We start from the raw sequence: 22,334 nt of genomic DNA, 5'->3' as shown, positions 1-22,334 counted from the left end.
GTGAGCCTGGACGGCAAGGTCGCGTTCGTCGCCGGAGCCAGCCGCGGCATCGGCGCGACGATCGCGGCGGCATTGGCCCGGCAGGGTGCGGCGGTCGCGGTCGCCGCACGCTCCGAGCACGAGGGCAAGGTGCCCGGCACGATCCACTCGGTGGCCGACGGCATCATCTCCGCCGGCGGGTCTGCGATCGCGGTCGCCTGCGACGTCACCAGCGAGGAGTCCGTCGAATCCGCCGTCGCAGCAACGGTTTCCGAGTTCGGCGGCATCGACATCCTGGTCGCCAACGCGGGCGTGCTGTGGCTCGGGCCGATCGAGTCGACGCCGCTCAAGCGCTGGCAGCTGTGTCTGAACGTCAACACGACCGGCGTGTTCCTGGCGACGAAAGCGGTGATCCCGCACGTGCGGGCCCGCGGCGGTGGGTCGCTGATCGCGATCACGACGACCGGCGTCGAGATGATCGATCACGGCGCGAACGCCTACTGGGTGTCCAAGGCCGCCGTCGAGCGGTTGTATCTCGGGTTGGCGGCAGATCTCAAGGGCGACAACATCGCCGTGAACTGTCTGAGCCCGTCGCGCGTGGTGCTGACCGAGGGCTGGCAGGCCGGCGGCGCGGGGATGGAGATTCCGCCCGAGATGGTCGAACCACCGGAGGCGATGGCGATCGCGGCGGTGCGTCTGGCCGAGCAAACGGCGGCCGGCGTCACCGGCACCATCCAGCGCAGCGAGTCCCTGACCTTCTGATCCCTCCGCGCGAAATAGCATTCCTGGTCCTGACTTTCGCGGACCAACGACCACTGCTGCTATCTCGACGCGGCATCTGCCGCGCACCCACCTACTTGTTCTTGGCCACCAGGCCGTCGACGATCGCGTTGAACTCGGCCGTGCCGAAGGACACGTACTCGGCGAGGTTGGCGTAGTCCAGCGACGCCAGCACCGACTTCTCCAACTGCAGATTCATCAGCCGCTTGGTGGCCTCGACCGCCTGCTGCGGCAGCTCGATGAGCTTCTTCGCACACGCGACGGCCTCGGCCAGCGGATCCTCGACCACATGGTTGGCCAACCCGAGTTCGACCGCGCGCTGCGCCTTGATCCGCACACCCGTGAGGGCGAACTCCTTGGCCTGCAGCAGGCTGATCTGCGAACCCCACACCAACGGTCCGCCGTCGGCGGCGACCAACCCGATCGTGACGTGCGGGTCGGCGAAGAACGCGCTCTCGGCGATGTACACCACATCCGACAGCGCCGCGAGGCTGCAGCCCAGCCCGACAGCAGGGCCGTTGACCGCCGCGACCACCGGGATGCGGCAGCGGACCATGCCGATCACGATGTCGCGACCGTGTTTGATCGTCTTCTGGCGCAGGGCCTCATCGCTGCGCAGCTCGTCGAGATAGTTGAAGTCGCCGCCCGCGGAGAAGGCGCGCCCGGCGCCGGTGATCACCGCCGCCCGCGCGTCGGCATCCTCGTTGAGCGCATCCCAGAGTTTGGCCAGCCCGACGTGAAGCGCGTCGTTGACCGCGTTGAGCTCGTCGGGCCGGTTCAGCGTGATGATGCGCAGCGCGCCGTCGGCTTGAACGTCGATCTCTGGTGGCAGGTCGTACAACTCAAACTCCTAATCCGAGAATGCGCGAGGCGATGATGTTCTTCTGAATCTGCGACGTGCCGCCCATGACGCTCTGGGCGCGGCTGTACATGTAGGCGCCGAACAACTCGTCGTCGCCGGTGCCGACGGTGGCCAGTGCGGCGTGTCCCACCGACTGCTCGACCCACGTCATCAGCAGCTTGTCCAGCGACCCCTGCGGCCCGTGCGTCAGCCCGTCCAACTGCTCCGACAACCGCCTGCGCACGTGCAGGCGCAGCATCTCGGTCTGCACCCACGCCCAGGCCAGTTCCTCGGGCGGCGAGCCCTCGACCCGAGAAGACAGCTGGCGCACCAGCTTTCCGTAGCGCGCGGAGAACCCGAGCGTCGACGGCTCGCGTTCGTGGCTGACCACCGTCATCGCCAGCTTCCAGCCCTCACCGGGCGCACCGACCATGTTGTCCGCCGACACCCGTGCTCCGTCGAAGAGCACCTGGCCGAATTCCTTGGTGACACCGCTGATCATCTTCAACGGGCGCTGCTCGATACCGTCCTGGTGCATCGGCACGATGAACGCCGAGATGCCTTTATGTTTCGGCACGTCTTTGTCGGTGCGGGCCAGCAGCAGGCACCAGTCGGCGACGTCGGAATAACTGGTCCAGATCTTGTGGCCGTGGATGACGTACTCGTCACCGTCGCGCGTCGCCGTCGTGGTCAGCGACGCGAGGTCCGAGCCCGCACCGGGTTCGGAGAAGCCCTGGCACCAGCGCTCGGTGCCGTTGATCATGCCGGGCAGGAACCGTTGCCGCAGCTCCTCGCTGCCGTGGTGCGACAGGCCGACGACGAGGTAGCCCAGGCTCGGCCGCGCCGGCGCCCCTGCCTTCGCGATCTCTTCGTCGACGATCACGTCGTAGACCGGCGGCAGATCCTGTCCGCCGTACTCTTTCGGCCACGAGGTGCCGAAGAAGCCGGCCTGATACAACGCCTGGTGCCAGGCGCCCTGCGCGGCCCAGTACTCGTCGCCCGAGGTCGGGAACTTGCCCTTCTGCTCGGTCAGCCAGTCGCGCAGCCGGGTGCGGAACGCCGCTTCCTCCGGCGAATCACGAAAGTCCAATGGTCAACTCCTCCAGCTTCACAGGCCAGGTCTCGGTCGCGGCCAGCACGCGCCGCAGATACACATGCGCGAGGCACTCCCAGGTGTTGCCGATCCCCCCGTGCACCTGAATCGACGTCTCACACACCGTCAGAGCGGCTCGCGCGCAGTAGATCTTGGCGACGCGCGCCGCCTCGATCGCCTCGGCGACCGGCAGTTCGTCGACCGCCCACGCGGCGTGCCGGGACACGCTCACCGCACCTTCGATCAGCGCGAGGCTTTCGGCCAGCAGGTGCCCGACGGCCTGGTACGACCCGATCGTCGCGCCGTACTGCTCGCGCACCTTGGCGTACTCGACGGCCAGGGTGTGCGTCCCGCGTGCCGCCCCGACGAGGTCGGCGCACGTGACCGTCAGCGCCAGCGCACGCCACCGCCCGGCGTCCTCATCGGACAGCTCGGCGAGCTCCGGTGGCGACTCGACGACACCGGCGAGGCTGCGCGTCAGATCGACCGACTCACTTTCCGGGGCCGAAGCCGGTGCCCGCCCGCACCGGGAGTGCAGGTCGTCGGCCAGGATCGGCCCCAGGAACGGCACATCGACCAGGCCGCGCGCGAACTCCTCGGCCACGATGGCCACTTCCACACCCGACGCCCCGTCCGAACGCAGGGTGCGAAATCCGGTGGCGTCGACGGCTTTTTCCAGCCGCGCCAGCCGGTTCGCATCGTCGAGGTCGGCCACCGACCCCGGACCGAGATCGTCGGCCACGGCCGCGGCGGCTTCCCGCAACTGTCGTTGTTCACTGGTCAGACGGACGTCCACAGACGCTCCTTCAACACTCGACGCAGAACTTTTCCCGAGGGCAACCGCGGGATCTCGGGGACGAACGCCACCTGCGCGGGCCGCTTGTACGACGCCAGCCGGACACCGACCAGCTCCACCAGTTCGTCGGCGGTCACCGGCGCGTTGGTTGTGACCGCCGCGATGATCGCCTCACCGTTGACCGGGTCGGGAACACCGAACACCGCACAGTCGTCGACCGCGGGATGCCCGTGCAGCACCGCCTCGATCTCGGCGGGCGCGACCTGGAACCCCCGCACCTTGATCATCTCCTTGGACCGGTCGGTGATCCGCAGCCAGCCGGCGGCGTCGAGCGTGCCGACGTCACCGGTCCGGTACCACCCGTCCTGGAACGCACCGGGGGTGGCCGACTCCGGAAGATAGCCCGCCATCACCGAATCCGATCGCACTTGGATCTCCCCGACATCGCCGGCGCCGAGCACCCGGCCGTCCTCGAGCGACACCACCCGCACGCTCACGCCGGGCACCGCCTTGCCCACCGTGTCCAGGTGCTTGCCGTCGAGGTCGTTGCACGCGATGACCGGCAGTTCACTGGCGCCGTACGCGGTCACCCATGTCACGCCGGTCCTGGCGGCGACGGTCTCGGCGACGCTCTCGGTGACCGGCGTCGCGCACCACATGATGTAGCGCAGCGAGGACAGGTCGTGAGATTCGAGATCCGGATGGCCGGCGAGCGCCAAAGCAATTGGTGCGACGGCCATCTCGATGGTGATCCGGTCGCTCTCGATGTGCCGCAGCATCAGGTCGATGTCGAAGCGCCGGTGCAGCCGGATCCAGGTTCCGGTGTCGAGCGCCATCACGATGTTGAGCAGACCGAGGATGTGCGACGGCGGCGTCATGATCTGCATGCGGTCGGCCGGCGTCAGGTGCAGCGCCGCACGCCAGTGCCGAACCGCGACCGCGAACGACGCGTGCGTGTGCCGCACCGCTTTCGGCATTCCCGTGGTCCCCGAACTGAACACGAACAGCGCGTCGGCGTCGGCCCGAGGCGCATCGTGTGTGCGGTCCGTCGGCGTGATCGGATCGTCGAGCGACAGCATCGGCATGAGTTCGGCGAGCACCGGATGATCACCGACCGCATGGGTCGGGCGGGTCACGGAGATCGCGTGCTCGGCCTCGGCCCGTTTCCACGCCGGGCTCATCAATACCGCGGCGGCGCCGAGACGCCAGATCGCCTGCAGCGCGATCACGAACTCGGGGCGGTTCGACGACATCACCGCGACCCGGTCACCCGCCGAGACTCCACGGTCCGCGAGCGTCGCGGCCATCCCGTTGCTCAGGGCATCGAGTTCGGCCAGGGTGTACTCACGCTCGTCGAACGCAAGCGCGACGGCCTCACTCACACCCTGTCCTCACTGTCCGTGCCGGTTCACGATGGCGTGAGAAGATCGTATCATTTAAAGAGAATGCTATTCTCATCAGAACAGAACCAATGTGTCCAGGAGTGCCCATGACCGCGGATCCGACGCCTGACGCCACCCCCGGCGGGCAGGTGACGATCGTGCTCGACCGCAAGAAAGTGTCGGTGGTGCGCAAGCCCGACGAGACACTGCTGGAAAGTGCCCGCCGCGCCGGACTCTCGCCGCCGTTCTCGTGCGAGGCAGGCAACTGCGGCACCTGCATGGGCAAACTTCTCGAGGGCCGGGCCACCATGCGCATCAACGACGCACTCGACGAGGACGAGGTCGAGGAGGGATACATCCTTACCTGCCAGGCCATCCCGGACACCGACACGATCAGCGTCACCTACGACGACTGAGCCCCGGCCGGTTCGGTGCCGCCGTGCTCGTCCACGGCGGGTGCCGGCCGATACTGCGGTTGGTAGCCGGCGATCCGGATCGGGCTGCCCACCAGCCGGAAATCGCCCGCGGTGACGATCACCTCCGGCGTCTGCTCGAGCGCCTCGGGCAGCGTGCGCACCGCGGCCACCGGGATCCCCAGCGGTCGCAGCCGCGCTTCCCAGCCCGCGGCGCTGTCGGTGGCCAACGCGGCGGCCACCACCTCGAGCACCTCGTCGCGGCGGGCCGCCCGCCCGGCCATCGTCGGGAATCCCTCGATGCCCGCCTCGGCCGAGAACGCGCGCCAGAAGGCGTCGTGCGTGATGAACAACGCCAGGTACCCGTCCGCCGTACCAAACAGTTGCGCCGGAACGTAATAGAAGTGCGCCCCATATGGATAACGCAGCGGTGCGGCACCGTCGTTGAGGTAGGCCGATGCGCGATAGTTCAACTGCGAGAACATCACATCGCGCAGGCACACGTCGACCTGCCCGCCCTGTCCCGAGACGATCTGCGCGAGCAACCCGAGCGCGGCGGTCAGACCGGTCGAGTTGTCGGCCGACGAATACCCGGGCAACGTCGGCGGCTCGTCGGGATGGCCGGTCATCGCGGCGACGCCGGTGGCGGCCTGGATCACGTAGTCGAACGCCGGGTCGTCCCCGCCCTCGAGCCCGAACCCGGTCAGCGCGACGCAGACGATCCGTTCGTTGTAGCGGCGCAGCGACTCGTAGGTCAGCCCGAGTTTCTTGATCGCTGACGGCTTCATGTTCACCAGCAGCGCATGGGATTCGGCGACGAGCTGGCCCAGACGCTCGCGTCCGGCCTCGGACCGCAGATCCAGCACGACGCTCTTCTTGTTGCGGTTCAGGCTCGCGAAGTAGCTGTCGCTGACCTGCCGAGAGATCTCGCCACCCGGGGGTTCGACCTTGATGACCTCCGCGCCGAGGTCGGCCAGCAGCATCGTCGCGTAGGGCCCGGCCAGCATGACCCCGACCTCGATGATCCGGATGCCGGCCAGCGGTGCGCTCACCGCACCGCCTTGGCGAGTTCGGCGATCACCTCGCGCGTCCGGTACTTGGAGGCGATCAACTCGTCGCGGTTCTCACCGATCGGCAACAGGCGCACCGACAGATCGGTGACACCGGCGTCGGCGAACTGCTTGAACCGCCGCAGGATTGACTCCTCGTCGCCCGCCGCACACAGATCGCCGACGTTGCGGGCGTCGCCGCGGTCGAGCAGCCGTTGGTAGTTCGGCGACGTCTCCGCCTCGGCGAGGATGCGGTTGGCGCGATCCTTGGCCGCGTCGATCTCCGAATTCGCGCACAGACACACCGGAATCCCCGCGACGATACGCGGCGCCGGCCGGCCCGCATCGGCGGCGGCCTTGTTGATCTTGGGCGCGATGTGCTCGCCGATGGCCTTCTCGTCGGCCATCCACAGCACCGTGCCGTCGGCGTGCTCGCCCGCGATCTGCAGCATCACCGGTCCCAGCGCCGCGACCAGTACCGGCAGCGGGCGCTCCGCACTCAGCACGGTCGGGTTGTGCACCGTGAAGTTGGCGTTCTCGACGTCGACGTCGCCGGGCCCGGCCAGCGCCGCGTTGAGCACCTCGAGATAGTCGCGGGTGTAGGCCGCCGGCTTCTCGTAGGGGATGCCCAGCATGTCGCGCACGATCCAGTGGTGCGACGGACCGACGCCCAGCGCCAGCCTGCCCTCGGCCATCGCGTGCACGGAAAGCGCCTGGCGTGCAAGCGCGATCGGGTGCTGAGCCTGCAGCGGCACCACGGCGGTGCCGAGTTCGATCCTCGAGGTGTGCGCGGCCATCAGTGCGACCATCGTCAGACAGTCGAAGTCGTTGGGCACCTGCGGCATCCACGCGGTATCCATCCCCGCGGACTCGGCCCACTCGATGTCGGACACCAGCTTGCCGACCTTGCGCGCCATGTCGCCGCGCTCGGCCCCGATCATCACACCGAGTCGCATGTCAGCTTCCCACCTTCGATTCCTGCTGCGCCGACTGTGCACTCACGGCGATGAAGCGACGGAAAACCCGCCCTGGATTCACACTCGGCACCGTTCTCATGCGTCGGCGACCGTCGCGCCGGTCAGTTTGCGGACTTCCTCGACCAGGGTGTCCAGCGCGGTTCCGGTCGGGAACACGGCGGCGGCACCCACCGACAGCAGCTTGTCGACGTCGCCCTGCGGGATGGTGCCGCCGACGACCACCGCGATATCGCCCGCGTCGGCGGCGCGTAACGCCTCGACGGTACGCGCGGTCAGCGCCAGATGCGCTCCGGACAGGATCGAAAGACCCACCAGCGCAACGTCTTCCTGCAGTGCGATCGACACGATGTCCTCGATGCGCTGCCGGATGCCGGTGTAGATCACCTCGAACCCCGCGTCGCGCAGCGTCCGCGCGACGATCTTGGCGCCGCGGTCATGACCGTCGAGGCCGGGCTTGGCGACCAGGACGCGGACCGGCTGAGCGGATGTCACGATTCTGCTCCTTTGCGCGCCATCAGAACACCACCGGCTGCTGGAACTCGCCCCACACGGCCTTGAGGGTCGACACCATCTCGCCCACCGTGCAGTACGCGTTGGCGCAGTCGATCAGTTTGTGCATCAGGTTGTCGTCGCCCTCGGCGGCGCGGGCGAGCGCGGCCAGCGCTTCCTTGACCGCCACGCCGTCGCGTTCGGCCTTGACCTTGGACAACCGTTTCAGCTGCTTGTCGCGGCCCTCGGCGTCGAGTTCGTAGGTGGCCAGGTCCGGTGGCGGCTCGTCGACGACGAACTTGTTCACCCCGACGACCGGCCGCGCCCCGGACTCGACCTCCTGGTGGATCTTGAACGCCTCGTCGGCGATCAGCCCCTGCAGGTAGCCGTCCTCGATGCAGCGCACCATGCCGCCGTGCTGTTCGAGACCGTGCATGATCTCGATGATCTTCTCCTCGGTGGCGTCGGTGAGCGCCTCCACGAAGTAGGACCCGCCGAGCGGATCGGCGACCTTGGTCACGCCGGTTTCGTAGGCCAGGATCTGCTGCGTGCGCAACGCCAGCGTCGCCGATTCCTCGCTGGGCAGCGCGAACGGCTCGTCCCACGCGGCGGTGAACATCGACTGCACGCCGCCGAGCACGGCCGCCATCGCCTCGTAGGCAACCCGAACCAGGTTGTTCTGCGCCTGAGGCGCATACAGCGACGCGCCACCGGCCACGCACCCGAAGCGGAACATCGACGCCTTGTCGGTGCCGGCGCCGTACCGCTCGCGCACGATCGTCGCCCAGCGCCGCCGTCCGGCACGGTACTTCGCGATCTCCTCGAAGAAGTCGCCGTGGGTGTAGAAGAAGAACGAGATCTGCGGGGCGAACTTGTCGATCGTCATCCGGCCGCGCTCGACGACGGTGTCGCAGTAGGTGACGCCGTCGGCGAGCGTGAACGCCATCTCCTGCACCGCGTTGGCGCCGGCGTCGCGGAAGTGCGCGCCGGCCACCGAGATCGCGTTGAACTTGGGCACCTCAGACGCGCAGAACTCGATGGTGTCGGCGATCAACCGCAGCGACGGCTCCGGCGGCCAGATCCACGTGCCCCGGGAGGCGTACTCCTTGAGGATGTCGTTCTGAATGGTGCCGGTCAGCTTCTCGCGCGGCACGCCCTTCTTCTCGGCGGCCGCGACATAGAACGCCAGCAGGATCGCCGCGGTCCCGTTGATCGTAAAGCTCGTGCTGATCTTGTCCAGCGGGATGCCGTCGAACAGGATCTCGGCGTCGGCGAGGGTGTCGACGGCGACGCCGACCCGGCCGACCTCCTCACCGAACTCGGGGTCATCGGAGTCGTAACCGCACTGCGTCGGCAGGTCGAGCGCGACCGACAACCCGGTGCCCCCCTGATCGAGCAGATAGCGGTAGCGGCTGTTGGACTCCTCGGGCGTCCCGAAACCCGAATACTGCCGAAACGTCCAGGTCTTGCCCCGGTACCCGGACGCGAAGTTGCCGCGGGTGAACGGGTACGTGCCCGGAGGTGGGGGATCACCCGCGCGGTCCGCCGGCCCGTAGACCGGCTCGAGCGGGATCCCCGACGGGGTCTGCACTGGCTCGCTCATCACCGATAACGTACTTGCAGAAAATGAGAATGCCAATACCGCACGCCGTAAACGTGCACCCAGGAAGGGGCGCGCGGGTGCTCGCTACGCCACCGAACACCCGGTACACAGCGATTATGGCACTTGCGTAAAATGAGAATGCCAATACCAATCCCGCGCTGGGGTCGGCTAGCATCGGGAGACGCTGGTCGCATGCCAAAGGAGGTCCATGTCCGCCTTCACTGACCGCACGCTCGTCGTCTCCGGCGGCAGCCGCGGTATCGGCCTGGCGATCGCGCTCGCTGCGGCCAGGCGCGGCGCCAACGTCGTGCTGCTGGCCAAGACCGCCGAACCGCATCCCAAGCTGCCGGGCACCGTGCACACCGCCGTCGCGGAGGTGGAGGCCGCGGGCGGCAAGGGCGTCGCGGTGGTCGGCGACGTGCGCCGCGAAGAGGACGTGCAGACGGCGGTGGACACCGCCGTGGAGCACTTCGGCGGCGTCGACATCGTCATCAACAACGCCAGCGCCATCGCCACCGAGCCGACCGAGCACCTGTCGGCCAAGAAGTTCGACCTGATGATGGACATCAACGTGCGCGGCACGTTCCTGCTGACCAAGGCCGCGCTGCCGCACCTGCGCCGGTCCACCGACGCCCACGTCATCACCCTGGCTCCCCCGCTGAACATGAACCCGCACTGGCTGGGTGCGCACCCGGCCTACACGCTGTCCAAATACGGCATGACGCTGCTGTCGCTGGGCTGGGCGGCCGAATACGCCGACGCCGGCATCGGATTCAGCTGCCTGTGGCCGGAGACGTACATCGCCACCGCCGCGGTGGCCAATGCGCCGGGATTCTCCGATGCGATGGAGCGTTCACGCGACCCGCAGATCATGGGCGACGCGGCGGCGCTGATCCTGTCGCGGCCCGCTGCCGACGTCAACGGGCAGTGCTTCATCGACTCGCAGCTGCTGGCCGAGTCCGGCGTCACCGACCTGTCCCGTTACGGCGGTGGGGACGACCCCATCCTTGATATCTTCGTCGACAAATCATGAGCATCGCACTCCTGCTCGAGATGGCCTCGAGCAACCCGGACCGCACCGCCGTCGTGTCAGGCGAATTGCGGCTGACCACAGGCGAGTTGAGCGCCCTGGCGGACGGTGGTGCCGGTGTCATCGCCGCATCCGGCGCGTCGCACGTCGCCTATGTCGGCCTGGGCGGCGCCATGCTGCCGCTGCTGCTGTTCTCCTCCGCCCGTGCCGCGGTGCCGGTCACCCCGCTCAACTACCGGCTCAGCGCCGACGGCCTGCGCGAACTCATCGACCGTCTCCCCCAGCCCCTCGTCATCGCCGACGAGGAGTACCGCGAGATGGTCGCCGGGGCGGGCAAGCTGGTGATGAGTTCCGACGAGTTCCTCGCAGCCGCACGCACGGCGGATCCGGCGGCCGAGTTCCCCGACCCCGAGGACGTCGGCGTGGTGCTGTTCACCTCCGGCACCACCTCGCGTCCGAAAGCCGTTGAGCTGACCCACAACAACCTCACCAGCTACATCACCGGCACGGTCGAGTTCGACTCGGCCGAACCCGGCGACGCCGCCCTGATCTGCGTGCCGCCGTACCACATCGCCGGGGTCAGCGCGGCGCTGTCGAACCTCTACGCCGGCCGCAAGATGGTGTACCTGCCGCAGTTCGACGCCAAGGAGTGGATCCGGCTGGTCTCAGGTGAGGGCGTGACCTCGGCGACCGTCGTGCCGACGATGCTCGACCGCATCGTCAGCGCGCTGGAGTCGGAATCCACGCCGTTGCCGACGCTGCGCAGCCTGGCCTACGGCGGCTCTAAGGTGCCACTTCCGTTGGTGCGCAAGGCACTCGGATTATTGCCCGACGTCGGCTTCGTCAACGCCTACGGCCTGACCGAGACGAGTTCGACGATCGCGGTGCTCGGCCCCGACGACCACCGGGAAGCGCTCGCTTCGTCCGACGAGGCGGTGCTGCGTCGGCTGGGTTCGGTGGGGCAACCGGTTCCGGGTATCGAGGTGCAGATCCGCAGCGAGGACGGCGCCGTGCTCGGGCCCGGCGAGACCGGTGAACTGTACGTGCGCGGCGACCAGGTCTCGGGCCGCTACGCCGAGATCGGCTCGGTGCTCGACGCCGACGGGTGGTTCCCCACCAAGGACGTCGCGATGCTCGACGAGGACGGCTACCTGTTCATCGGCGGCCGCTCCGACGACACGATCATCCGCGGCGGGGAGAACATCGCACCCGCCGAGATCGAGGAAGTTCTCGTCGAGCACCCCGCGGTGCACGACTGCGCGGTGTTCGGCGCCGAAGACCCGCAATGGGGGCAGATCATCGTCGCGGTGGTGGTGCCTGCCGACGGTGCGACACCCGACCCCGACGAACTGCGTGACTACGTCCGGGGCCAGCTTCGCGGTTCCCGCACCCCCGACCGGGTCGTGTTCCGCGACGAGTTGCCCACCAGTCCGACCGGCAAGGTGCTGCGGCGTGAACTGGTCGCCGAGTTCAGCGCCGCCAAATCCTAAGGAGCCCAGCATGATCAAGAACGGCACCCGACTGCAGAGCCAGGTCTGCGACACCCAGGTCATCGTGGTACGCGCCGCGGACAGCCTCGACGACCTGCGCGCCGGTGGTGTCCCGATGGTTCCGCTGGACGCGGAGAAGTCCGCCGACGCCCAGTTGGATCCCGCGTTCTCCGAGGGCACCGCGATGGGTAAGCGCTACGTCGACGACAACGGCGCCGAGGTTCTGGTGACCAAGGCCGGCGCCGGGTCGCTGAGCGTCGGCACCACTCCCCTGTCGCTCAAAGAAGCCAAGCCGCTGCCCGCGAGCGACTGATACCGTCCACTGCGTGAGGCCACGCCGCCTGCTCGTCCGGTACGCGGCAGGCCTCGCGTTCGCCTATCTGTTGACCGCAGGCGAGGTCATCGTGATCGTCGCCTCGCTCGCCGGCCGCAGCGTCATCACGCTGGGCAACGTGGTCACGACCGCGGCACTGCTCGCCGTCGGCACCGCGACCGTGGCGGCCAGCGCCGTCGCAATCCTGATCCCGCCGCTGCGTTTCCTGAAGGCCGGCCGGGAGCCCACCCCCGCCGAACGTGCGTCGACCCTGAACATGATGCGGCGCCAGGCCGCGGCCACGCTGGCGCCGTGGGTGCTCACGGCCGCGGTGCTGATACCGCTGAACATCAACGCCGGTTCCACCACGTTGGCGGTGATCGGTTCGGCGATGCTGTTCGGTGCGATCGCCACGGTCTGTACCGGATTTCTGTTCACGCTGCGCACGCTGCGACCGGTGTTGACCAGTGTCGCACCGGATCCCACCACGCCGCGGCTGACCGCGCCCGGTGTCCGGGCCCGGCTGCTGCTGATGTGGACCGTGTGCACCGCGCTACCCGGCGTTGCCATCGCGGCGCTGCTGGTGCTGCGCGACACCGGCCGGCTCACCGGGGAGACGGCCGCGATCGAGTTGGCACTGCTGGTGCTGGCGCTGGTCGCCGTCGTCGTGGGCCTGCGCGCGATGATCCTCGTCTCGATGTCGATCTCGGACCCGCTGCAGGACGTCGTGCAGGCGATGGCGGACGTCGAGCGTGGTCGCATCGACCGGTCCGTCGACGTGTACGAGTGGTCCGAGATCGGCCGCCTGCAACGCGGTTTCAACAGCATGGTCGCCGGGCTCCGCGAGCGCGACCGGCTCCGCGACCTGTTCGGCAGGCACGTCGGCGAGGAAGTGGTGCGCCGGGCGATCGAGGAGAACGAGTCGCTGTCCGGCGACGAGCGCGACGTCGCCGTCTTGTTCATCGACCTCGTCGGCTCCACCCGGCTGGCCGCCAGCCGCGAACCGGTCGAGGTCGCCGCACTGCTCAACGAGTTCTTCCGCATCGTGGTCGCCGCCGTCGACGAGCGGCACGGGCTCATCAACAAGTTCCAGGGCGACGCCGCGTTGGCGGTGTTCGGGGCGCCGCTGCGAATGGACGACCCCGCCGGTGCCGCGCTCGCCACGGCCCGGGTCCTGGTGACCGAGTTACGCCGCCTGGGTGTCGACTTCGGCATCGGCGTATCGGCGGGGCCGGTGTTCGCCGGCAACATCGGCGCCGAGAACCGCTACGAATACACGGTCGTCGGCGACGCGGTCAACGAGGCGGCGCGGTTGGCCGACCGCGCCAAGGAGTTCGAGACCCGCGTGTTGTGCTCGGGCTCGGCGCTCACCCGTGCGAATGACGGCGAGGTGGCGCGCTGGGCGGCGCACGGCGCGGAAACCCTGCGGGGCCGCGGCGCCGTGACCGAGATCTTCACACCGGTTCCGGCTGGTTAGAGACGCCGCCGATCGGGGAACACGGCGGTATGGCTGTGCGCACCGCGGACACCCGCGTCGTCCGGACGGCGGTCGGCGGCGCGGCGATAGGCAACACCGTCGAGTGGTTCGACTTCGCGATCTACGGCTTCCTGGCCACCTACATCGCCGACAAGTTCTTCCCGCCGGGCGACGAGACCGCAGCGCTGCTCAACACTTTCGCGATCTTCGCCGCCGCGTTCTTCATGCGACCGCTGGGTGGGTTCTTCTTCGGCCCGTTGGCCGACCGGATCGGCCGCCAGCGGGTGCTGGCGCTGGTGATCCTGCTGATGTCGGCGTCCACCCTGGCGATCGGCCTGGTGCCCAGCTACGAGTCGATCGGCGTCGCGGCGCCGGTGTTGCTGCTCGTGCTGCGGTGTCTACAGGGCTTCTCCGCCGGCGGCGAGTACGGCAGCGGCGCCTGCTTCCTCGCCGAATACGCCACCGACCGCAACCGCGGGTTCATCGTCTCGTTCCTGGTGTGGTCGGTCGTGATCGGCTTCCTGCTCGGGTCGCTGACGGTGACCGGGCTGGAGGCGGCGCTCTCCGAGTCCGCGATGAACTCCTACGGATGGCGCATCCCGTTCCTGATCGCCGGGGTGCTCGGCGTGGTCGGTCTCTACATCCGGTTGCGACTGCCCGACACCCCGGAGTTCGAGCGGCTGCGCGAGGAAGGCGAGGTGTCGTCGACGCCGCTGCGCGACGCGCTCACCACATCCTGGCGGCCGATCCTGCAGATCATCGGCCTGGTGGTCATTCACAACGTCGGCTTCTATCTGGTATTCACCTATCTGCCAAGCTATTTCACCGAGACGCTGAACTTCACCAAGATCGACGCGTTCGTGTCGATCACGGTTGCCTGCCTGGTGGCGATAGCCCTCATCCCGCCGCTGGGTGCGCTCTCGGACCGGATCGGCCGCAAGCCGCTGCTGTACGCAGGTGCGATCGCGTTCGCGGTCGGATCCTATCCGCTGTTCCTGCTGCTCAATTCGGGAACGCTGGTCGCCGCGGTCGCCGCGCACGCCGCGCTGGCGGCGATCGAGTCGGTGTTCGTGTCGGCGTCGCTGGCGGCCGGCGCCGAGCTGTTCGCCACCCGGGTGCGCTCCAGCGGTTACTCGATCGGATACAACGTCTCGGTCGCGATCTTCGGTGGGACGGCGCCGTATGTCGCGACGTGGCTCGTGGACCGCACCGAAAACCAGATCGCGCCGGCCTTCTACGTCATCGCCGCCGCGGTGATCACGCTCGCGACGCTGTTGACGATGCGCGAGACCGCCGGACGGCCGTTGGCGACCACGGTTCGCACATAGCGCACAGCCATTCATTCGGCGTCGGTCATCAGGCACACTCTGTTGCATGTCGACGGTGTCATCACGGGTTTCGCCGATGCGGGTGGCGCTCGCCAGCTTCATCGGCACGACGGTCGAGTTCTACGACTTCCTCATCTACGGCACCGCAGCCGCGCTGGTGTTCCCGAAACTGTTCTTCCCCGCCGTGTCGCCGGCGACGGGGTTGCTGTTGTCGTTCGCGACGTTCGGTGTCGGCTTCGTCGCACGCCCCCTCGGCGGCGTGGTGTTCGGTCATTTCGGCGACCGGGTCGGACGCAAGAAGATGCTCGTCTGCTCGCTGCTCATCATGGGCGGGGCGACGGTGCTCATGGGTCTGCTGCCGACCTACGCCCAGATCGGGTTGGCCGCGCCGATTCTGTTGACGCTGTTGCGTCTTGCCCAGGGGTTCGCGGTCGGCGGCGAGTGGGGTGGCGCCACACTGATGGCGGTCGAGCACGCCTCGACGGATCGCAAGGGGCTCTACGGCGCCTTCCCGCAGATGGGCGCTCCCGCGGGCACCGCGTGCGCGACGCTCGCGTTCTGGGCGGTTTCGCAGCTGTCCGACGACCAGTTTCTGAGCTGGGGGTGGCGGGTGCCGTTCCTGGCGAGCGCGGTGCTGATCGTCATCGGACTGGTGATCCGGCTGTCCGTGTCGGAGAGCCCGGATTTCGACGCGCTGCGCCGGCGGGAGCGGGTCGCGCGGATGCCGATCGCGCAGGCGTTCCAGAGGCATTGGCGGCAGATCCTTCTGGTGGCCGGCGCCTATCTGTCCCAGGGTGTGTTCGCCTACATCTGCGTGGCGTATCTGGTGTCCTACGGCACGACCGTCGCGGGGATCGACCGGACCCAGGCGCTGTTCGGTGTCGCGGTCGCGGCGGTGGTCGCGGTGATCACCTACCCGATGTTCGGCGCGCTGTCCGATCGCCTCGGCCGCAAGCCGGTGTTCCTCGCCGGTGTGGTCCTGATGGGCCTGTCGGTCTGGCCGGTGTTCGCGTTGATCAACACCGGCAGCGCGCTGCTGTTCGGGGTTGCGCTGCTGCTGGTGTTCGGGTTCGCGATGGCGCCGGCGGCCGGTGTCACCGGTTCGCTGTTCAGCCTGGCGTTCGATCCCGATGTCCGCTACAGCGGGGTCTCGATCGGCTACACCTTGTCGCAGGTGGTCGGGTCGGCGTTCGCGCCGACGATCGCGACCGCGTTGTACGCCGCGACGAAGACGAGCAACTCGATCGTGGCCTACCTTGTTGCGGTGTCGGTGATCTCGGCTGTGTCGGCGTGCTTCCTACCGGGAACGTGGTCGAGATCCCGCGACCTGGCGGCGAATCAATCGGGCGAACTCGACGCCCGAGCGCCGGACCGACTCGAATTCCAGTGACACCAGCAGGGTGTCGACCATCGCGAACGGCAGCGTGGTCGCCACCGCGCCGCGGCCGTACTCGAGGTGCCAGGACCCCGGGTGGATCGTCAACCCCCGCGCCTGCCCCTTCTCCAGGCACGTGTGCTCGCCGGGTCGCAGCGTCGTGGCGGTGAGATCGTCGGATTCCAGGTCGTAGGAGTCGATCTGGCCGGCCATCAGGAACTTGTGGATCTGTACCCGCTTGTAGCGGCCCGAGAATCCCTGCGTTCCGGTGGGCGAGCCGAAGATGACGAGGTACTCCCGCGGACTGAAGTACAGGAACCGCACCTTGCCGAGGATGCCGCCGGCCTTGCTGCCCACCCACCGGCCGGCCGTCGGCGCGATCGAATCCGGGTACGCCTCGGCGAGCAGCTCGACGGCGCAGGTGACCAGTTCACCGGTCTCCAGCGGCCACCCGACGACCTGCCGCGCAACCTCATGCAGGACGTCGGAGTCGAACCGGTACCCCATCAGCCGAACTCGATCGGCAGGCTGGTCGGACCGCTCATGCCCAGCAGCGGCTTCCACGGCACGGGTCCGACGCGCCGCGGATGGGGCATCCGGTGCGCGAGGATCTTCAGCGCCTCGGCGAGCTCGCGTCGCGCCAGGTTCGCGCCGAGGCAGTAGTGCGCCCCACCGCCGAACGTCAGGATCGGTGGGGGTTCGTCGCGGGTGATGTCGAAGCGCGCCGGGTCGTCGTAGATCGCCGGATCGCGGTTGGCCGCATACGTGTTGACGATGATGAACGTCCCGGCGGGGAACATGTACTCGCCGATCGTGACATCGTCGAGGGCGCTGCGGACCGTGCTGCACATCGACGGCGAATGCCGCATGGTCTCCTCGACGGCCCGCATCGCGAGGTCGGGTTGGTCCCGCAGCAGCTCCCACTGCTCGAGGTGATCGCACAACACCTGCATGGACGCCGCCAGTTGGCTTCGCGTGGTGTCGGTTCCGGCGATCAGCACACTGAACGCCAACATGCGCAGTTCGCCGGCGTCGAGGCGATCGCCGTCGTCCTCGGCGCGGATGAGCTCGGACAGCAGATCGTCGGTGAGGTGATCGCGTCGGTGCGCGATCATTTCGTCGATGTAATCGTCGAACTCGGCCCATGCCCGCAGGATGACCGGTTCTTCCGCGGCGAGGTCGCAGTCGAAGCTGACGATCTTGAAGATGTCTTCGGCCCACCGTGAGAACCGTTGCCAGTCGTCGCGCGGGGCGCCGAGCAACGCGCAGATCACCGGGATCGGATACGGCCGGGCGATGTCGGCGACGAACTCACACCGCCCCTGGCCGGCGACCCGGTCGACGAGTTCGTTGACGACGGTGTGGATGGTGGGGTCCATGCGCGCCGTCCCCCGCGGGGTGAACGCCGTCGACACCAGTCCGCGGAGGCGCCGGTGCTCAGCACCTTCCATGTTCAGGATGCTGCGCGTCACCCGGTCCCACAGCGGACCCGACGTGATGCCGTGGGCGGACAGGTGAATTCCCGGCGGGATCCCGAACCGGGGGTCGCGGAGCACCGTGCGCGCCAGTTCGTAGGACAGCACCTCGGGCCCGACCGGTCCGAGCGCGATCGGCGCCTGCTGCTGGGCGGCCCGGAACTGCGGATAGATGTCCTGCGGGGTGGCCGTGATGTCGTAGTCGAGCACCGGCAGTCCGGCGTCGAAGACGCTGGGCTTCGTCGCCGCGGTCATGACACGTTGGTGGCGAGCAAGGTCAGCGGCAGCCCGCGCACCGACAGGTCGATCTCCTCGAGGTAGGAGCCCTCACCGGAGAAGCCCTGCCGGAAGCGGACTGTCGATCCGTATCTCTCGGCGACGGTCTCGGCGGCGGCGGCGTCCGGGACCCGGACCACGACCGTGTAGACGCCGTCCCCGCTGCGGTTGAGGAACTCGGTGACCTTCGCCGCGACGGTCGCCGTCGACCCGGGCAGCGGGCTGATCAACTCGATGCCCCGGTTCCAGTCGAGATGGACCCGCACGCCCAGCTCGGTCAGTTCGGCCTCCTGGAAGGCGAAGCCGAGTTCTCCGAACAACGCCACCGTCTCCGCGCGACGCTCCGGCGCCACCGCGAACACGACGTGATGCAACCGCAGCGGGTCCGGGTCGGCGGTCATCGGCGCACCAACCCGCGCGGCTGGACCAGGCCGAGGTCCAGATGGGTCAGCCAGCCCGGCGGCGCATCACAGACATCGGGGATGGCGTTGATGGCCGCCATCGCCGTCCACGTGTAGCCGGGATGCGTCATGGTGCCGTCGGCGGCCACCAACCCGTGCATCGTCAGCTCGGTCGGCGGGTCGCCGTCGATGACGATGCGGTACCGCGTCCTGCCCCAGTCCCACGGCGGGTCGAGTTGATCGGGCCCGGCGGTCAGGTAGATCGCGTGGTACACGATCAGCGGGGCACCGTCCACCATCGCGCTCCATGTGTGGTGTTGTGCGGCAACGGTTCCGCGGGGCAGCACCCCTTCGTCGTGCGGGATGTCCTCGGTGGCGGTGGCGGCCTGCAGGTCCGCGGTCACCTCGTCGATGTGCACCCCGAGCCCGTCGGCGATCATCTGCATCGACTGCGCGAAGAACGGGACACCGAGGCCGAGAATGGTCGGCTCCGAGAGGAATTTGTCCCTGTCCTTGCCGAATCCCATCCAGTCGATGTGGTCGACCGGGGCGTCGGTCAGCACGTTGACGACCTCCCACACCTCGACCTTGTCGACACGGCTGGCGACACGGGCGAGGGTGAGCGGCAGGACGTCTCCGGCGTAGCCCGGGTGGATGCCGGCAGCGTGAAACGACGCGCCGCCGTCCGCGCACGCGGCGCGGACCTGCTCACCGGCGTCGCGGAAATGCGCTGTCGGATGGAAGAAACCGCTCGTGGTGACGACGTTCTTCCCGGACCGCAGCAGTCGGCACACGGTGTCCACGTCCATGATCACCGGCGTGTAGAAGACGCAGTCGGCGTCGGTCGCGGCGACCGCCTCGGCGTCGTCGGTGGCGATGACCCCGGTGGGTCCGATACCGGCGAGGTCCCCGGCGTCCCTGCCGACCTTGTCCTTGCTGTGCACCAGCACGCCGACGAGGTCGTACACCGGGTTCTCGGTGAAGTGCCGGATGCCGACCTGCCCGACGTCGCCGGTCATCCACTGGATCACCCGGTAGGTTCTGTCAGGCATTGAGCACTCCTCGGGGCAGCAGCAGCGGCAGATCGGTGTAGGTCGCGATGCCGGGCGGCGCCGCGACGACGGCGGGTATCGCGGTGATCGCGGGCATCGCGGTGATGGTCAGGCCGAGCATGATGTAGTCGTCCAGAGTCTCACCGGCGAAATCGGGCGGCGGCTCGAAGCTCAGCGTGCTCCTGATGGTCGGCCGGCCCTCGACGGTGATGGTGTAGCCGAAGTCGGTCGACCACACCGGATCCAATGTCTGCCCCTTGGTCCACACCCCGCGGATCTCGACGATCTCACGGCCGCCGACGTGGCCGGTCCACCGCACGTCGATCCCGGCGACGCAGCCCGCCTTGATGGTCCAGTCGCCCGGCAGCGCGAGATCCTCGGTGGTCTGCGCGTAGCGCGGTTCGCACCGGATGTCGTCGAGGCGCGCACCGACCGCGTCGGCGACCAACTGCACGGCCTCCCGGAAGATGCGCGAGCCCTTCTCGGTGATCGCGGCGAGGTCCGGATGGTCGATGGGATAGCCGAAACCCATGGGGATTTCGGTGGCCGGCGAATTGTAGATGGTGGTGTCGAACGATTCGACGATGCTGATCCGGTCGACCCGGTCGGAGATGCCCGCGGTGACGACCGCGAACAGCTGGATGAAGCCGGGGTTGATGCCGCTGCCGAAGATCGTGGAGTCACCGCGGCGGCACGCCTCGACGATGCGGTCGCGCCCGGCGCCGAAGCCGGTGCCGGTGATGAACTCCGATGTGGTCACGACATTGACGCCGGCGGCCAGGATGCGGACCAGTTCGTCGACGTCGGCGAACATCGGGTTGTAGACCACGCAGTCGGGCCGCAGCGCCAGCAGCGCGTCGACATCATCGGTGGCGGTGACGCCGACCGGTGCGATGCCGCACAACGTGCCGACGTCGACACCGACCTTGTCCTTCGACCATGCGTAGCAGCCGACGAGTTCGAGGTTCGGGTTGGTGGTGATCGCGTGCACCGACTTCGTGCCGACGTTGCCCGTCGTCCACTGCACGACCCGGTAGGTCATGCCGCCGACCGTTGACCGGGGTTGAACACGACCGGTATCGACCGGAACCCGCGGGTGACCGAGCTGCCGTGGAACACCGCTTCGGCGTCGGGCGCCAGCGTGTAGTCCGGCATCCGCGCCAGGACCTGTTTTAGACCGATCTGGAACTCCAGCCGGGCCAGGTTCGAGCCGAGACAGCGGTGCACGCCTGCGCCGAAGCCGAGATGCCGGTTCTCCCTTCGGTCCAGCACGCACCGGTCGGCATCGGCGAAGACGTCCGGATCACGGTTGGCTGCGGCGTAATTCACCAGCACCGACTCGCCGGGGCAGAAGACCTGCCCGCCGAGCTCGACCTCACCGGCGACTGTGCGCGGGATCCCGTGGATCGACCCGGCGAACCGGATGAACTCCTCGACGGCGCGCGGCACCAGGTCCGGTTCGTCGATCAGCCGGTCCCGCTCCGCGGGATGGCACGCCAGGTAGTGGAACGCGAACGACATTGCGTTGGCGGTGGTCTCGAGGCCGGCCTGCACCAGCAGCATCGCGTTCGAGACCACATCGGCCAACGGCAGTCGCTCTCCGTCGATCTCCGCGGTGAGCAGGACGTCGATCATGTCGTCGCGCGCGGACCCGGACGTCCGCGCCGTGACCGCGTCGTGGATGTGCTGGTACAGCCCGCCCCAGGCACCCATCCGCGCTTCCTCGGTCTCACCGTTGAGCGCGGTGTCGGTCAGCTCGATGCACAACGGAACGTCGTCGGTCGGCATCCCGAGCAGGTACTTGAAGAACACGATCCCGGGCTGGCGCCACGCGACCTGCGCGAGGTCCCCGCGACCGGCCTGCACGAAATCGTCGATCAGCCGGTCGGTTTCGGCCCTGATCTGCGGTTGCAGCGATCTCATCCGCGCCGGCGAGAAGTAGGGGTTGAGCACCTTGCGGAACTTCTGCTGGCGCGGCGGATCGAGCGTGATGACCAGGTCACCGGCGAGCTGCTCGGCCCCCTCGGGTGTGGGGTTGCTCGAGAAGTGCTCCCAGTCCTGCAGAATCCGGTAGCACTCCGCGTAGCGCACCGCGACCCACGCGCCGCCCGGCGTCGCGCTCAGGAAGGGGTGCTCGGTGTGCGCGAACGCCGACTTCTGCCGCATCACGTCATAGACGGCGTAGAGGAAGTCGTTGTCGTTGAAGTCCTGGTCGCGAAGATCCCAGTTGTCCGCGTGCTCCTCGGCCGTCTTGCGACTCACGGAGCCGAATCCGCCTGCTGCTGAGCGGCTTTGCGCGCCTCGCTCTCCTCGTGGATGCGCACCAGCTCACGGAAACCGATCCGGTCGTACTTCGGGACGGGCTGGATACCCCACTCGTCGCGCGCGGTGTCCTTGCCCTCGGCGCCCTCCGGCGGACCCAGCGGCGGATACGGCACCTTGCACTCGAGCGTGTCGTCGGAGTAGCGGACCTTGAGCAGCCCGCTGCAGATCTCGGTGAGGCTCAGCGTCGGGTAGCCGTACCACACCGCCATGAACGGCAGTGTGAACGCGCCCTCGATGACCAGCGCGACCAGGCAGACGAGCACCGCCCGCTTGATGTACTTGTGCATCCGCGCGTAATACGGTGTGGTGCCCGGGGGCAGGTCCTCGGCGGGGTCCTTTTCTGCGGTGGCCGACGAGTCCGCTGATGATGTCATGGTGTGCTCCTTAACC

The 22,334-nt window shown here is 68.2% G+C and carries 23 protein-coding genes; 8 read left to right on the top strand and 15 right to left on the bottom strand.

What is annotated here, in order from left to right; all coding sequences use genetic code 11:
* A complete protein-coding gene (locus BLW81_RS15705; RefSeq protein ID WP_083407969.1) occupies positions 1 to 741 on the top strand; it encodes an SDR family NAD(P)-dependent oxidoreductase in 741 nt (246 codons plus the stop codon).
* Positions 742 to 832: 91 nt separating this feature from the next.
* On the opposite strand, the gene BLW81_RS15700 is transcribed toward BLW81_RS15705, so the two are convergent.
* From BLW81_RS15700 to BLW81_RS15685, 4 genes are read right to left on the bottom strand one after another with little or no spacing between them, the layout of a single operon-like run.
* Positions 833 to 1,600: an enoyl-CoA hydratase/isomerase family protein gene (locus tag BLW81_RS15700; RefSeq protein ID WP_083407968.1), complete on the bottom strand. Its 768-nt coding sequence runs from the start codon at positions 1,598 to 1,600 to the stop codon at positions 833 to 835.
* A 1-nt stretch (position 1,601) separates the two neighbouring features.
* Positions 1,602 to 2,690, bottom strand: coding sequence for an acyl-CoA dehydrogenase family protein (locus tag BLW81_RS15695; RefSeq protein ID WP_083407967.1), 1,089 nt, complete (start codon positions 2,688 to 2,690; stop codon positions 1,602 to 1,604).
* Positions 2,677 to 3,489: an acyl-CoA dehydrogenase family protein gene (locus BLW81_RS15690; protein WP_083407966.1), complete on the bottom strand. Its 813-nt coding sequence runs from the start codon at positions 3,487 to 3,489 to the stop codon at positions 2,677 to 2,679. Before BLW81_RS15690 ends, BLW81_RS15695 begins: the two co-directional genes overlap by 14 nt.
* Positions 3,474 to 4,871 (bottom strand): class I adenylate-forming enzyme family protein, encoded by a 1,398-nt coding sequence (locus BLW81_RS15685; protein WP_083407965.1) that lies wholly within the window; start codon positions 4,869 to 4,871, stop codon positions 3,474 to 3,476. The genes BLW81_RS15690 and BLW81_RS15685 overlap by 16 nt, the downstream gene beginning before the upstream one ends.
* A gap of 107 nt (positions 4,872 to 4,978) precedes the next feature.
* Here BLW81_RS15685 and BLW81_RS15680 point away from each other — a divergent pair, with 107 nt between their 5' ends.
* Positions 4,979 to 5,287, top strand: a complete 309-nt coding sequence (locus tag BLW81_RS15680; protein WP_083407964.1) for a 2Fe-2S iron-sulfur cluster-binding protein — start codon at positions 4,979 to 4,981, stop codon at positions 5,285 to 5,287.
* Here BLW81_RS15680 and BLW81_RS15675 read toward each other — a convergent pair.
* The 4 genes from BLW81_RS15675 to BLW81_RS15660 form a co-directional block, all read right to left on the bottom strand.
* Positions 5,275 to 6,336, bottom strand: a complete 1,062-nt coding sequence (locus tag BLW81_RS15675; protein ID WP_083407963.1) for a CaiB/BaiF CoA transferase family protein — start codon at positions 6,334 to 6,336, stop codon at positions 5,275 to 5,277. The genes BLW81_RS15680 and BLW81_RS15675 overlap by 13 nt on opposite strands.
* The gene (locus BLW81_RS15670; RefSeq protein ID WP_083407962.1) at positions 6,333 to 7,289 is read right to left on the bottom strand and encodes an LLM class F420-dependent oxidoreductase; all 957 of its coding nucleotides are present in this window, start codon (positions 7,287 to 7,289) and stop codon (positions 6,333 to 6,335) included. The genes BLW81_RS15675 and BLW81_RS15670 overlap by 4 nt, the downstream gene beginning before the upstream one ends.
* Before the next feature lie 96 nt (positions 7,290 to 7,385).
* The gene (locus BLW81_RS15665; RefSeq protein WP_083407961.1) at positions 7,386 to 7,802 is read right to left on the bottom strand and encodes a cobalamin B12-binding domain-containing protein; all 417 of its coding nucleotides are present in this window, start codon (positions 7,800 to 7,802) and stop codon (positions 7,386 to 7,388) included.
* A 22-nt stretch (positions 7,803 to 7,824) separates the two neighbouring features.
* Positions 7,825 to 9,402: a methylmalonyl-CoA mutase family protein gene (locus BLW81_RS15660; protein WP_083407960.1), complete on the bottom strand. Its 1,578-nt coding sequence runs from the start codon at positions 9,400 to 9,402 to the stop codon at positions 7,825 to 7,827.
* A 208-nt stretch (positions 9,403 to 9,610) separates the two neighbouring features.
* Between BLW81_RS15660 and BLW81_RS15655 the strand changes: the two genes are divergently transcribed.
* The 6 genes from BLW81_RS15655 to BLW81_RS15630 are packed head-to-tail and all read left to right on the top strand — an operon-like array spanning position 9,611 to position 16,430.
* A complete protein-coding gene (locus BLW81_RS15655; RefSeq protein ID WP_083407959.1) occupies positions 9,611 to 10,435 on the top strand; it encodes an SDR family oxidoreductase in 825 nt (274 codons plus the stop codon).
* The gene (locus tag BLW81_RS15650; RefSeq protein ID WP_083407958.1) at positions 10,432 to 11,922 is read left to right on the top strand and encodes a class I adenylate-forming enzyme family protein; all 1,491 of its coding nucleotides are present in this window, start codon (positions 10,432 to 10,434) and stop codon (positions 11,920 to 11,922) included. Before BLW81_RS15655 ends, BLW81_RS15650 begins: the two co-directional genes overlap by 4 nt.
* Before the next feature lie 10 nt (positions 11,923 to 11,932).
* Positions 11,933 to 12,235, top strand: coding sequence for a hypothetical protein (locus BLW81_RS15645; RefSeq protein WP_083407957.1), 303 nt, complete (start codon positions 11,933 to 11,935; stop codon positions 12,233 to 12,235).
* Positions 12,236 to 12,248: 13 nt separating this feature from the next.
* Positions 12,249 to 13,712 (top strand): adenylate/guanylate cyclase domain-containing protein, encoded by a 1,464-nt coding sequence (locus BLW81_RS15640; protein ID WP_083407956.1) that lies wholly within the window; start codon positions 12,249 to 12,251, stop codon positions 13,710 to 13,712.
* Between the two features lie 29 nt (positions 13,713 to 13,741).
* Positions 13,742 to 15,040 carry an MFS transporter gene (locus BLW81_RS15635; RefSeq protein ID WP_083407955.1) on the top strand — a complete coding sequence of 433 codons (1,299 nt, stop codon included), beginning with the start codon at positions 13,742 to 13,744 and terminating at the stop codon, positions 15,038 to 15,040.
* 46 nt (positions 15,041 to 15,086) lie between these two features.
* Entirely contained in the window at positions 15,087 to 16,430 is a 1,344-nt protein-coding gene (locus tag BLW81_RS15630; protein ID WP_235632013.1) for an MFS transporter, read from the top strand.
* On the opposite strand, the gene BLW81_RS15625 is transcribed toward BLW81_RS15630, so the two are convergent.
* The 7 genes from BLW81_RS15625 to BLW81_RS15595 are packed head-to-tail and all read right to left on the bottom strand — an operon-like array spanning position 16,338 to position 22,318.
* Positions 16,338 to 16,922, bottom strand: coding sequence for an isomerase (locus tag BLW81_RS15625; protein WP_083407953.1), 585 nt, complete (start codon positions 16,920 to 16,922; stop codon positions 16,338 to 16,340). The two genes, BLW81_RS15630 and BLW81_RS15625, sit on opposite strands and share 93 nt — an antisense overlap.
* Complete coding sequence (locus BLW81_RS15620) at positions 16,922 to 18,145, bottom strand: cytochrome P450 (RefSeq protein WP_083407952.1); 1,224 nt, start codon at positions 18,143 to 18,145, stop codon at positions 16,922 to 16,924. The genes BLW81_RS15625 and BLW81_RS15620 overlap by 1 nt, the downstream gene beginning before the upstream one ends.
* Positions 18,142 to 18,567, bottom strand: a complete 426-nt coding sequence (locus BLW81_RS15615) for a VOC family protein (RefSeq protein ID WP_083407951.1) — start codon at positions 18,565 to 18,567, stop codon at positions 18,142 to 18,144. The genes BLW81_RS15620 and BLW81_RS15615 overlap by 4 nt, the downstream gene beginning before the upstream one ends.
* Positions 18,564 to 19,619: an NAD(P)H-dependent amine dehydrogenase family protein gene (locus tag BLW81_RS15610; protein ID WP_083407950.1), complete on the bottom strand. Its 1,056-nt coding sequence runs from the start codon at positions 19,617 to 19,619 to the stop codon at positions 18,564 to 18,566. Before BLW81_RS15610 ends, BLW81_RS15615 begins: the two co-directional genes overlap by 4 nt.
* Positions 19,612 to 20,661, bottom strand: coding sequence for an NAD(P)H-dependent amine dehydrogenase family protein (locus BLW81_RS15605; RefSeq protein ID WP_083407949.1), 1,050 nt, complete (start codon positions 20,659 to 20,661; stop codon positions 19,612 to 19,614). Before BLW81_RS15605 ends, BLW81_RS15610 begins: the two co-directional genes overlap by 8 nt.
* A complete protein-coding gene (locus BLW81_RS15600; protein WP_083407948.1) occupies positions 20,658 to 21,881 on the bottom strand; it encodes a cytochrome P450 in 1,224 nt (407 codons plus the stop codon). Before BLW81_RS15600 ends, BLW81_RS15605 begins: the two co-directional genes overlap by 4 nt.
* The gene (locus BLW81_RS15595; RefSeq protein WP_083407947.1) at positions 21,878 to 22,318 is read right to left on the bottom strand and encodes a hypothetical protein; all 441 of its coding nucleotides are present in this window, start codon (positions 22,316 to 22,318) and stop codon (positions 21,878 to 21,880) included. Before BLW81_RS15595 ends, BLW81_RS15600 begins: the two co-directional genes overlap by 4 nt.
* Positions 22,319 to 22,334 lie beyond the last annotated feature (16 nt).

Origin of the sequence: Mycolicibacterium rutilum, from assembly GCF_900108565.1 — a bacterium.
Taxonomy (GTDB): domain Bacteria; phylum Actinomycetota; class Actinomycetes; order Mycobacteriales; family Mycobacteriaceae; genus Mycobacterium; species Mycobacterium rutilum.
This window is presented reverse-complemented; position numbering and strand designations above follow the sequence as displayed.

Excerpts from the sequence above, each read along its gene's own strand:
- BLW81_RS15625 (WP_083407953.1), bottom strand. The coding sequence starts at position 16,922 with ATGGGGTACCGGTTCGACTCCGACGTCCTGCATGAGGTTGCGCGGCAG.
- BLW81_RS15655 (WP_083407959.1), top strand. The coding sequence starts at position 9,611 with ATGTCCGCCTTCACTGACCGCACGCTCGTCGTCTCCGGCGGCAGCCGC.
- BLW81_RS15620 (WP_083407952.1), bottom strand. The coding sequence starts at position 18,145 with ATGACCGCGGCGACGAAGCCCAGCGTCTTCGACGCCGGACTGCCGGTG.
- BLW81_RS15610 (WP_083407950.1), bottom strand. The coding sequence starts at position 19,619 with ATGCCTGACAGAACCTACCGGGTGATCCAGTGGATGACCGGCGACGTC.
- BLW81_RS15630 (WP_235632013.1), top strand. The coding sequence starts at position 15,087 with ATGTCGACGGTGTCATCACGGGTTTCGCCGATGCGGGTGGCGCTCGCC.
- BLW81_RS15615 (WP_083407951.1), bottom strand. The coding sequence starts at position 18,567 with ATGACCGCCGACCCGGACCCGCTGCGGTTGCATCACGTCGTGTTCGCG.
- BLW81_RS15635 (WP_083407955.1), top strand. The coding sequence starts at position 13,742 with ATGGCTGTGCGCACCGCGGACACCCGCGTCGTCCGGACGGCGGTCGGC.
- BLW81_RS15670 (WP_083407962.1), bottom strand. The coding sequence starts at position 7,289 with ATGCGACTCGGTGTGATGATCGGGGCCGAGCGCGGCGACATGGCGCGC.
- BLW81_RS15645 (WP_083407957.1), top strand. The coding sequence starts at position 11,933 with ATGATCAAGAACGGCACCCGACTGCAGAGCCAGGTCTGCGACACCCAG.
- BLW81_RS15660 (WP_083407960.1), bottom strand. The coding sequence starts at position 9,402 with ATGAGCGAGCCAGTGCAGACCCCGTCGGGGATCCCGCTCGAGCCGGTC.
- BLW81_RS15650 (WP_083407958.1), top strand. The coding sequence starts at position 10,432 with ATGAGCATCGCACTCCTGCTCGAGATGGCCTCGAGCAACCCGGACCGC.
- BLW81_RS15680 (WP_083407964.1), top strand. The coding sequence starts at position 4,979 with ATGACCGCGGATCCGACGCCTGACGCCACCCCCGGCGGGCAGGTGACG.
- BLW81_RS15605 (WP_083407949.1), bottom strand. The coding sequence starts at position 20,661 with ATGACCTACCGGGTCGTGCAGTGGACGACGGGCAACGTCGGCACGAAG.
- BLW81_RS15595 (WP_083407947.1), bottom strand. The coding sequence starts at position 22,318 with ATGACATCATCAGCGGACTCGTCGGCCACCGCAGAAAAGGACCCCGCC.